Origin of the sequence: Proteus genomosp. 6 (assembly GCF_040139785.1) — a bacterium.
Lineage (GTDB): Bacteria > Pseudomonadota > Gammaproteobacteria > Enterobacterales > Enterobacteriaceae > Proteus.
Genome location: NZ_JBEEVJ010000014.1, coordinates 110,828 through 121,188, shown reverse-complemented (window position 1 = coordinate 121,188; position 10,361 = coordinate 110,828). Strand labels below are relative to the sequence as shown.

Annotated in this window: 13 protein-coding genes and 1 tRNA gene; 1 reads left to right on the top strand and 13 read right to left on the bottom strand. The window is 38.9% G+C overall.

All coding sequences use genetic code 11. From position 1 onward, the window contains the following. Window position 1: 1 nt before the first annotated feature. The 10 genes from ABN212_RS16295 to ABN212_RS16250 all read right to left on the bottom strand — a co-directional run bounded on the left by ABN212_RS16295 (window position 2) and on the right by ABN212_RS16250 (window position 7,714). A tRNA-Lys gene (locus tag ABN212_RS16295) sits at window positions 2-77 on the bottom strand. Window positions 78-231: 154 nt separating this feature from the next. Beyond that, window positions 232-999 (bottom strand): tol-pal system protein YbgF, encoded by a 768-nt coding sequence (gene ybgF, locus ABN212_RS16290; RefSeq protein WP_100159460.1) that lies wholly within the window; start codon window positions 997-999, stop codon window positions 232-234. A 9-nt stretch (window positions 1,000-1,008) separates the two neighbouring features. Next, window positions 1,009-1,503: a peptidoglycan-associated lipoprotein Pal gene (gene pal, locus ABN212_RS16285; RefSeq protein WP_100159459.1), complete on the bottom strand. Its 495-nt coding sequence runs from the start codon at window positions 1,501-1,503 to the stop codon at window positions 1,009-1,011. Window positions 1,504-1,548: 45 nt separating this feature from the next. After that, window positions 1,549-2,844 carry a Tol-Pal system beta propeller repeat protein TolB gene (gene tolB, locus ABN212_RS16280; RefSeq protein WP_109373960.1) on the bottom strand — a complete coding sequence of 432 codons (1,296 nt, stop codon included), beginning with the start codon at window positions 2,842-2,844 and terminating at the stop codon, window positions 1,549-1,551. A gap of 142 nt (window positions 2,845-2,986) precedes the next feature. Continuing rightward, entirely contained in the window at window positions 2,987-4,078 is a 1,092-nt protein-coding gene (gene tolA, locus ABN212_RS16275) for a cell envelope integrity protein TolA (RefSeq protein WP_349443425.1), read from the bottom strand. A 28-nt stretch (window positions 4,079-4,106) separates the two neighbouring features. Further along, on the bottom strand, window positions 4,107-4,532 hold the full coding sequence (gene tolR / locus ABN212_RS16270; RefSeq protein ID WP_109373958.1) for a colicin uptake protein TolR: 426 nt from the start codon (window positions 4,530-4,532) through the stop codon (window positions 4,107-4,109). A gap of 22 nt (window positions 4,533-4,554) precedes the next feature. Further along, entirely contained in the window at window positions 4,555-5,241 is a 687-nt protein-coding gene (gene tolQ, locus ABN212_RS16265) for a Tol-Pal system protein TolQ (RefSeq protein WP_198620416.1), read from the bottom strand. After that, the gene (gene ybgC, locus ABN212_RS16260; RefSeq protein WP_109373956.1) at window positions 5,241-5,636 is read right to left on the bottom strand and encodes a tol-pal system-associated acyl-CoA thioesterase; all 396 of its coding nucleotides are present in this window, start codon (window positions 5,634-5,636) and stop codon (window positions 5,241-5,243) included. The genes tolQ and ybgC overlap by 1 nt, the downstream gene beginning before the upstream one ends. A 310-nt stretch (window positions 5,637-5,946) precedes the next feature. Next, window positions 5,947-6,354, bottom strand: coding sequence for a DUF4440 domain-containing protein (locus tag ABN212_RS16255; RefSeq protein WP_109373955.1), 408 nt, complete (start codon window positions 6,352-6,354; stop codon window positions 5,947-5,949). Then, window positions 6,344-7,714: an MFS transporter gene (locus tag ABN212_RS16250; RefSeq protein WP_349443423.1), complete on the bottom strand. Its 1,371-nt coding sequence runs from the start codon at window positions 7,712-7,714 to the stop codon at window positions 6,344-6,346. Before ABN212_RS16250 ends, ABN212_RS16255 begins: the two co-directional genes overlap by 11 nt. Before the next feature lie 89 nt (window positions 7,715-7,803). Between ABN212_RS16250 and ABN212_RS16245 the strand changes: the two genes are divergently transcribed. Continuing rightward, window positions 7,804-8,691: a LysR family transcriptional regulator gene (locus tag ABN212_RS16245; protein WP_198620414.1), complete on the top strand. Its 888-nt coding sequence runs from the start codon at window positions 7,804-7,806 to the stop codon at window positions 8,689-8,691. A 91-nt stretch (window positions 8,692-8,782) separates the two neighbouring features. On the opposite strand, the gene ybgE is transcribed toward ABN212_RS16245, so the two are convergent. Genes ybgE through cydB form a run of 3 tightly spaced genes read right to left on the bottom strand, consistent with a single transcriptional unit; the run spans window position 8,783 to window position 10,350 of the window. Next, window positions 8,783-9,067 carry a cyd operon protein YbgE gene (gene ybgE, locus ABN212_RS16240; RefSeq protein WP_075672722.1) on the bottom strand — a complete coding sequence of 95 codons (285 nt, stop codon included), beginning with the start codon at window positions 9,065-9,067 and terminating at the stop codon, window positions 8,783-8,785. Beyond that, window positions 9,067-9,180: a cytochrome bd-I oxidase subunit CydX gene (gene cydX / locus ABN212_RS16235; protein WP_099075922.1), complete on the bottom strand. Its 114-nt coding sequence runs from the start codon at window positions 9,178-9,180 to the stop codon at window positions 9,067-9,069. Before cydX ends, ybgE begins: the two co-directional genes overlap by 1 nt. Window positions 9,181-9,192: 12 nt before the next feature. Then, a complete protein-coding gene (cydB, locus tag ABN212_RS16230) occupies window positions 9,193-10,350 on the bottom strand; it encodes a cytochrome d ubiquinol oxidase subunit II (RefSeq protein WP_088493410.1) in 1,158 nt (385 codons plus the stop codon). Window positions 10,351-10,361: the final 11 nt, after the last annotated feature.

Genomic DNA, 10,361 nt, shown 5'->3' with positions numbered 1-10,361 from the left:
ATGGTGGGTCGTGGGCGATTCGAACGCCCGACCAATTGATTAAAAGTCAACTGCTCTACCGACTGAGCTAACGACCCTTTTTCGAACTCGCCACATTCTCTGTGGCAACGGCGGGTAATAATACTGATTTAATGTTTTTGTGCAATGTTTTTTTTCAAAAAAACATTCAACCGCTGAAAAAACAATCATTTAACCCCGAAAATGCAACATTTTACATTACGGGGTCAATAATTAGAGTGTTCCTAGCTGCTTTTGCGCTAATTTAGCGCCAGCGCTATTTGGATATTGCTTAATCACTTGTTGGTAAACAGCTTTAGCATTATCCTTTTGCCCTTTCTCTTGCATGATCAAACCTATTTTATAAAAGGCTTCACTTGCTTTTTGAGATTTTGGATAGTTTTTAACAACAATAGCAAATGTGCTTGCAGCCTGATCCTTATTACCTTTTAGATAATACATCTGACCCAACCAAAATTGTGCATTTGATTGATAGCTAGACTTCGGATAGTTATTGATAAAGTTGTTTAATTCAACAATTGCCTTATCGTAATCTTTAGAATTCAATACGATATCAATTGCTGCATTATAATCGGCCTTCTCATCACCTTGTCCTGAATTAGTTGCCGCAGGAGGTGTTGAAGAAGCAGTATTATCAGGTTGAGTGGCTTCTGTTGATGTTGAAGCTCCGCCACCAAGGCTATCTAATTGTTGATAGATGTTGCGTTGGCGTTCAACAACTTGATTTAACTGATATTGATTTTCCTGAATTTGACCACGTAACATATCAATATCACGCTGAGAATCAGCGAGTTGTTGCTGTAATTGGGTCAAAAGCTGGCTGTGAGCATTTGAAAAACGCTCAAGTTGGGCGAGTCGTTCATCGGTCGAACCTGAACCGATATTACTGATTGGCGCTTGGGCAATAGCGGCTACAGGAGCCGCTACGCCAACCAGTAACAACAGACTCATCAAGAAAGGTCTGAAGTTACTGTTGTTCATGCCGTTCTCTTAGTAATCCAGTACTGCACGACGGTTTTTCGCATAAGCGGCTTCGTCATGACCCAGTACAGCTGGTTTTTCTTTACCGTAAGAAACGATTGACAGTTGATCAGCAGATACGCCTTTACCTTGCAGGTACATTTTCACAGCGTTTGCACGACGTTCGCCCAGAGCGATGTTGTATTCTGGAGTACCGCGTTCGTCAGCATGACCTTCTACAGTGATACGTACTGATGGATTTGAACGCAGGAATGCTGCGTGTGCATCTAACAGGTTAGCGTAGTCTGAGCTAATGTCATATTTGTCAAAACCGAAGTAAACGATGTTTTGTTGTTTCAGTTGTTCTAATTGCTGACGTGCTAATTCTTCAGCAGTAGGACCTTGTTCAACAACTGGTACATTGTTTGTATCAGTTTGATCGTCGTTTTTGTTTGAGCTACATGCTGCAACAGCAACGAGTGGTAATGCTAACATCAACCCTTTAAACACTTTGTTTAATTGCATCTCTATTTGTTCCTTTATTTGTTTGCCATACATAATTTTTATGCATCACATAAACGGTGACCAGGCAGGTGATTTAACCTGACCGTCAGTCGCCGGAAGACGCGCTTTGAAACGTCCATCTGTCGATACTAGCTGCAAAATGGTGCCTAAGCCTTGTGTAGAGCTATAAATAACCATTGTGCCATTAGGAGCGATGCTTGGCGTTTCATCCAGAAACGTATCTGTTAGATATTGTACAGAATTAGTTTCTAGATCCTGCTTAGCGATATGTTGCCTACCGCTTGCAGAACTTACCATAACTAAGAAACTACCGTCTGGGCTTACTGCTGGGTTTTGGTTTTGTCTACCTTCCCAAGTAATACGCTCTGGTGTTCCTCCGTTAATATTAACCTTATAAATTTGAGGGTTTCCACCTTGATCTGAAGTATAGACCAAAGTCTGCCCATCTGGCATCCAAGATGGCTCAGTATTATTACTTCTACCATTGGTTACCTGTGTCATATTCCCACTTGCTAAATCCATAACATACAGATTTAAGCTACCGCTTTTAGAAAGAGCAAATGCAAGTTTAGAGCCATCAGGTGAAAACGAAGGTGCACCATTATGTCTTGGGAATGATGCAATTTGGCGAATCTCACCTGTTGCTAATGTTTGTACCACTAAAGCAGATTGACCACTTTCAAAGGTTACATATGCAAGTTTAGCACCATCTGGTGACCATGCTGGTGACATTAATGGCTGTGATGAACGATAAACACGATCTTGGTTAAATCCATCATAATCTGAAACGCGCAATTCATAAGGATATGCGCCACCATTTGTCACAACAACATAAGCAATACGTGTACGGAATGCACCACGAATACCCGTCAGTTTTTCAAAAACTTCATCACTAGCGGTATGTGCAGAGTAACGTAACCATTTAGATGGAACTTTAAACTCGCTTTGAGATAAAACCGCACCTGGAGAGCCAGCAACATCAACTAACTGATAGCTCACTAAATATTGGCCATCCGCTGATGGTTGCACACGTCCTACGACAACAGAGTCAATACCTAATGCCGTCCAAAGTGCAGGTTGGACTTCAGAAGCAGTAACTGGTTGTTGAGGTATACGAGACACATCAATCGGATTAAATTTTCCGCTATTTCGTAAATCAGCCGCAATTATACCAGCAACATCTTCTGGCATTTGACCTGTGCCTTCCCATTTAAAAGGAACAACACCAATAGGGCGTGCAGTATTTACCCCTTGTGTAATTTCAATTCGAACTTCAGCGTTAGCCAGAGTGGTTACGCATAAAATCAAAAGCCCGAAAATAACATTTAATGCCTGCTTCATCATGTCTCCCTTTTATTATTGCGGTTATTACGCAATAACGCACAGAATAGTAACAAACGCTTTTCAACAACACCATACAACGCATCAATAACATTCTAAAATAGCTATAAATTAGTGTATGTTTTCCTACAATCAGACAGTTTTATGGTTTAAACTCAATTACTGATGATTTTACTTGTTCATAAACATCTTTCGGTGGCTTCGGTAGTGTAGCTGTATTCGCCGCTCTTAATGCCACTTGGCATAATGCAGGATCGCCACCTGCAATCTTCGCATTAATTAGCATCCCATCAGGTGCAATGCTAATTCTTAGCTCACAAGTTTTACCTTTGTATAATTCAGGATCAATAAACTTCTGTTCTATTGCAATTTTCAGTTGGCCTTTATAGCGATCTACACCTTCACCATTTGCGCCAGTACGATTTCCACCGCCTTGGCCTGCTGCTGATGCACCGCTTTGTTTGCTACCATCAGCCACTAAACCATCAAGTAAATTATTTACTGTTTTACTTTGCTGTTGAGCTGCCGCTTTTGCTTTGGCTTCTGCCGCTGCTTTAGCTTTCGCTTCTGCGGCAGCCTTTGCTTTAGCATCGGCTTCTGCTTTGGCTTTTGCATCCGCTTCAGCTTTGGCTTTTGCATCCGCTTCAGCTTTGGCTTTAGCATCGGCTTCTGCTTTAGCCTTCGCTTCTTCCGCTTTTTGTTTCGCGGCTAATTCTGCTTGTTTCTTGGCTTCTGCCTCAGCTTGTTTTTTAGCATCAGCTTGTTCTTTTAAGATGCGATCGCGCTCTGCTTTCGCTTGTGCAGCCGCTTCTTCTGCAACTTTTTGTTCTTCTTTTGCTTTAGCAGCAGCTAATGCAGATTCACGTTTTTGAGCTTCTGCCGCTTCTTTCGCTTGTAAACGTTCAACTTCTAACGTTTTCAAACGTTCTTGTTCTTTCATTTGCTGCTGACGCAACTCTTCTTCTTGTTGCTCAGCACGCTCTTTTTGCTCTTGCTCGGCTTTTTGGACGTTAGCTTGTTGCGCTTTTTGCTGGTTATACTGTTGTACCACCGCATTAGGATCAACCATAATAGCATCAATAACTTGTCCATCAGATCCACCGCCACCACCTAAATCCCATTTCTGAGTTAATGACCCCCAGATAAGCAATGCGACAACGAGTAAATGCAAGGCGGTAGACAAGATAACTGAACCGCTCAATTTACTTCGGGTTGGTTTCGTCTTCTTTCCCACGCTATCATCCAAACTTATTTCAACCTAATTACATAGGCTGAGTCATTAAACCTACAGACTTAACACCTGCTTGACGTAACATGTTGAGCGCTTTAATTATCTCATCATAAGGAACATCTTTAGCACCGCCAATAAGAAAGACAACTTTCGGATTTTTTTCCAGTTGTCGTTTAGCTTCAGCCATAATCTGTTCTTGTGGTAATAATTCTAACACTTCCTGATCAACACGAATGTTGTATTGCCCAACACCTGCAACTTCAACAATTACAGGAGGGTTATCGTTACTTGAAACAGTTTGTGTCTCTGTTGCTTCAGGAAGATCAACCTCAACACTTTGCGAGATAATAGGTGCTGTTGCCATAAAAATAAGTAACAGCACTAATAATACGTCGAGCAAAGGAACAATGTTAATCTCTGATTTTACGCCTCGGCGGCTACTGCGACCCCGTGCCATCAGCTCTCTCCTTCTGCGTTAACTATTTCTTTTCTGCGGAGGTAAAAGCTTGGCGATGTAAAATCGTCAGGAACTCTTCCATAAAGTTATCGTAACTTTGTTCCAGTTTATTTACACGCTGCGTAAACCGGTTATAAGCCATAACTGCGGGGATTGCCGCAAATAAACCGATAGCTGTTGCAATCAGAGCTTCAGCAATGCCGGGGGCGACCATTTGTAATGTTGCTTGTTTAACACTACCTAATGCAATAAATGCGTGCATAATCCCCCAGACTGTACCGAACAGACCAATATATGGGCTGATAGAACCGACAGTACCAAGGAAAGGAATATTATTCTCTAAAGATTCTAATTCACGATTGAAAGAAACACGCATAGCCCTTGATGCACCATTAACAACCGCATCAGGAGCATGAACGTTTGCTTGATGCAAACGGGCAAATTCTTTAAAGCCAGAATGAAAAATTTGCTCTGAGCCAGATAATTCATCACGACGAGCTTGGCTATCTTTATATAAACGTGCCAAATCAGTACCTGACCAGAATTTATCTTCAAAATCTGCAGCTTCACGATCGGCGGCATTCAGAACTTTAGTTCGCTGAATAATAATCGCCCAAGATGCAATAGAAAATCCGATTAAAAGCAACATGATCAACTTGACTAAAAGCCCTGCTTTTAGGAAGAGATCGATAACATTCATGTCAGCCACTACTTAAACTCCGCGATAATGGACTTAGGAAGCGCTACTGGCTTCATTTTTGATGAATCTACGCAGACAACGAGCACTTCTGCGCTGCACAATACACAACCATCTTCATTAATAATTTTTTGAGAAAATGTCATCGAAGCACCACGCAATGTGGTAATTTCACTTTCTACTTGCAAAAGATTATCAAGTCGAGCTGGCGCAATATATTCTATTGATAATTTACGTACAACAAATACAACATGATTATACTCCCGTAAATCATGCTGATGAAAACCTTTTTCTCTGAGTAGTTCAGTTCTAGCGCGTTCAAAATATTTCAGATAACTGGCGTGATAAACAACACCACCAGCATCAGTATCTTCATAATAAACACGAACAGGCCAAAGAAACTGCATAGTACCTTCCTTACATTTCCCGAGTTAAGCCCATAAATAATGTAGCTATAGGTTACCTAACTATACTTAAGCGGTCGCTCTAAGGGAATCATAGTAACGTAAAGAATAGAAAACGCAGTTTTCAGGCGCCAATCATAAACTCTTCTTTGCAACACGCAATATGCTTTGTGCTCTGAATAGAAAAAATATTTTTATTAAGACAGCATAAAAATGCTTGCTAATTAGAAATTCATAGATTGTCTAATTTAGTAGTATTATTTTTAATGACAGAAAAAAACCAGTTAAAAAACTGGTTTTCCATACAAATCAATTAATTATTTGATATTGGGGTTTCATGAAGATAGTGCCATTGCCAACTCCCATCATGAGAATTGCGTCTTAATAACACCACAGACTCGCGCATAAGAATTTTCTTATTTTCACTATGTGTTTCTTGATATCTGACAAGCGCCAAACAATCTGATTGGTAAATTATTTTATAATTATCCGTTTTTATTTTCAGACTACTTCTTTTTCCTGCATTTTGTCTGAACATCGCAATAACGTCATCATAACTCACCGCTTTTCCGCTGATCCCAACCATTGAAAACTCTTGAGATAAAAGATTTTCTATTTTTGTAATAGCAGCAACTGGTAGTGGATATTGCGTAAAAACAGTTTCAATCTCATCATGCAAAGATTTAATGCTTTCTATAATTAAATCACTATTAGAATTCATCTTGTATTTCCTGTGTAATAACTTTTTTCTTTAGTGTAAGTAATAAAGTAAGAGGTAATATGCCTATCAAGACGCATATTAAAAAAGTCATGCTATAAGCAGTTTGTGGTAAACAAAAAAGAGAAAAAATATTAAATAACATAGCAACCATAGTTGCCCCAACACTAAAAACAACTTGTCGGTTAATATTCCAAATAACACTTGCTTGAACTAATTTTTTTGCACTAAAGTCATACAATGCTGTGGTTTGCGCCGTGTTTGCGCCAATTCCCCCACCCACTCCGATAATTAGATATGCAATAATAAGTAATGGAATATCTGTATTGCTATTTACAAAGGTTAATAAGGAGATACCAATACTGTGTAATAGCAATGCAATAATAAATAAGCATTTCATACCTAATTTATTATAAAGTGCACCACTTATTATCATTGAAATAAAGGCACCCAGTGCATACAACAACATAAAAATACCCGTGCCTTGAGCTGTAAATTTTAAATATTGTTGTAAATAAAAAATAGCGAGGATATTCACTCCAGTAAAAACACCTGGAATACAGTAGTAAATAAAAATAGAGAGCGATAGATTTCTATTTTTTAATAATGCTAGATTAATAATCGGCGATGAATGGCGTCGATAATGGTAATAATAAAGTACAGCAAAAATTGTTGAAAGTACGGCAATCACTAAAGCAAGTAATGTTGAGTGATATTCACCATATGCAGATAACGAAAACAATCCAGATACAATAATCAAACTAATAAGAATGATACCTTTAATATCAGGCATTACATTTTCTTTAGGTAAAGGCTCTTTTACCCAGATAAAGGCTAGAAACGCGGTTATCAATGAAAATGGAATATTGCTATAAAAAACCCAACGCCACGAAACCACATCAACAATAAATCCACCCAGTGTGGGTGATATTGCAGGTGCAATCAGCGCTATCGCCATAATAAGCGTTGATATTTTACTTCTCTCATGCCCTTGAAAATATTGAAAAGTTAATGCTTGCCCTATTGGGATTAACAGTCCACCACTCACACCTTGAATAAAGCGCCAAAAAATAAGTTCGATGAAAGAGTGAGAATATCCCACTAATGCAACCGATAAACTAAACATCAACATTGACGTTACCATCAATGCTTTAATTCCAAAACGTTGAGATAACCAGTGACTCAATGGAATAATTAATGTTAATCCCAGAATATAACTATTTGAAACCCATGTAACAGAAACAATAGAGATCTGCATATCATCGGCAATTGCAGGTAATGCAATTGCTGACATAAAAATGTTAATGCAATCTATAAAGAAGCCCAGCAGAAATATAGATGCAATTCGATAGCGGTAAGTCATAAAAATCCTCCACGCATAGAGTACGGAAGATTGACGAATTTCGTCTATCTGACAAAATAGAATTTATTGTTTAATCAGAGTAAACAATCATGCAAAATCAAATTGATCGAATTCGCTCTTTTATTGCTGTTGTTGATACGGGATCATTTACTCAAGCGGCAAAATACTTGCGTTTAAGTAAATCGATGGTGAGTATTCATATCAAAGCGTTAGAAACAGAATTAGATGTGTCATTACTCAATCGTAATACGCGGCGATTTTCACTAACTGAAACTGGTGAAATGCTTTATCAAGATTTTCGCCAAGTGTTAAATCAGTTAGAACAAACTTTAGATAAGGCGCGATTAGGACAACAAGAATTACAGGGATCGTTGAGATTAAGCTCAACGGCTGAATTTGGTGAACACTATATTTTGCCATTACTTAATCAATTTATGCAGTTGCACCCAAAGCTAAAAGTACAATATGCGTTTAATTCTTCTATTGAGGATTTAATAAACCATAAACTTGATCTTGCCATTCGTCTTGGCACATTAAAAGACAGTAATTATCGCTCTACAAAACTGGCGGATTATGAGATAAGTTTAGTTATCTCACCTTATTTGTTGCAAAAGTTCTCAATAAAAACCATTAATGACTTGAACACTATTCCTTATTTAACAAATAGTAATTTGCGCCAAAGTAAGCTTTCAGCCTCTTCAGAATTCAATACCCTTCTCTCTCAATTAGCTCAAGATGCCTGCTTCGAAACAAATACTATTGCTGCATTAAAGAAAATGGTACTAGCGCATTCAGGAATGGCTATTTTACCACATTGGTATATTCATCAAGAATTATTGGAAAATCAATTAGTAGTGCTATTTCCTGAACTATCGCTATTAACACAATCCGTTAATATTATTTTTCCTTATAGCGAATACATCCCAAGAAAAACACGTTTATTTATTGATTACTTAAAAGAGAATATTCAATTATAGAAACACGGGGACGAAAGAATTTAGCGCGGTTTTATAGAAAATAAAATACCTTATTTCTTTTTCATATTATGAGCAGAAATAAGGTATTTTTTTAGAAGAAAAAGTAACTTAACCCAACAACTAAAATAATAATTGCAGGGATTGGATGTAATAAACATTTTGCAACAACATGTTTAGGACGAAATGCTAGACCAAAAGTTGCACCAGCACACACAGACCAAATAAGAAGAATACCTTGCCAAATTGCAAGTGAACTTGTATTCGCTGCAAATCGGCTAGGATCCCACATGACACAAAATGCCATGACCAACGCCATGATTAAAACAAGAGCCCTAATAGGGCCCTTGTCTAGTAGTTGGTAGCTTTTATCCAACATTATTCTTCACTTTCTGAAGTTTTTTTAGCTTCAGCGTGTTCGAAAGCCAGTCCTGCGATCACCGCAATACTACAAGCGAAGAGTGTGCCGAGGATCCATGCAAAATACCACATTCTCTATGCTCCTTAGTAAAGAGTATGATTATTGCCTTCGATAAATTTCTTATCGAGGCGACCGTGCATTTTCCAGTAACACCAAATGGTGTAAAGGAGAACGATAGGTACAAAGATAATCGCAACAACTGTCATTACCTGAAGAGTAAACAGGCTAGAAGTTGCATCCCACATTGTTAAGCTCACATCTGGGAAAGTGCTTGAAGGCATCACAAATGGGAACATAGTCACACCACAAGTCAGGATAACACAAGCAATAGTCAGTGAAGTGAACAGGAATGCCCAACCACCTTTGTTTGCTTTAGTTGCAACAATCGCCAGTAATGGAGATAACAGACCTAATGCAGGCAGCGCCCATAATACTGGATAGTTGTTGTAGTTAGTCATCCAAGCACCCGCTTCGTGAGAAACGGTTTTCAGCAGTGGAGATGATGGACCTGCTGTATCAATAGCACTTGTAATAATAAAGCCATCAATACCATAGATTAACCACACACCTGCTAATGCGAATGCGATAAACGTAATTAATGAGGTAATATACGTTGTTTTACGAGTACGCTCATGTAACTCACCAGTAGTACGCATTTGAAGATAGCTTGCACCGTGTGCAACAATCATCATTAAGCTAACCACACCCGCTAATAAACCGTATGGGTTTAATAGGCTTAACAGGTTAATCAGGGCGTTAGTCGTACCGTTATAAGATACACGTTGCATACTATCGACTTCTAATGGAACACCTTGTAGCAGGTTACCAAAAGCGACACCGATAACTAATGGTGGAACGAAGCTACCAATAAAGATACCCCAATCCCACATGCCGCGCCATTTTGGAGATTCCAGTTTAGAGCGGTAGTCAAAACCGACTGGACGGAAGAATAATGCCGCCAGTACGAAGATCATACCGAAATAGAAACCAGAGAATGCCGCAGCATAAACCATTGGCCATGCAGCGAATAATGCACCACCCGCTGTGATTAACCATACTTGGTTACCATCCCAGTGAGGAGCAACAGAGTTAATTAAAATACGGCGTTCAGTGTCATCTTTAGCGATCACGCGTAGTAACACACCCACACCCATATCAAAACCATCAGTGACTGCAAAGCCAATCAGTAAGATACCAATCAGTAGCCACCAAACAAATCGCAATACTTCATAATCAAACATAGTGGACTCCT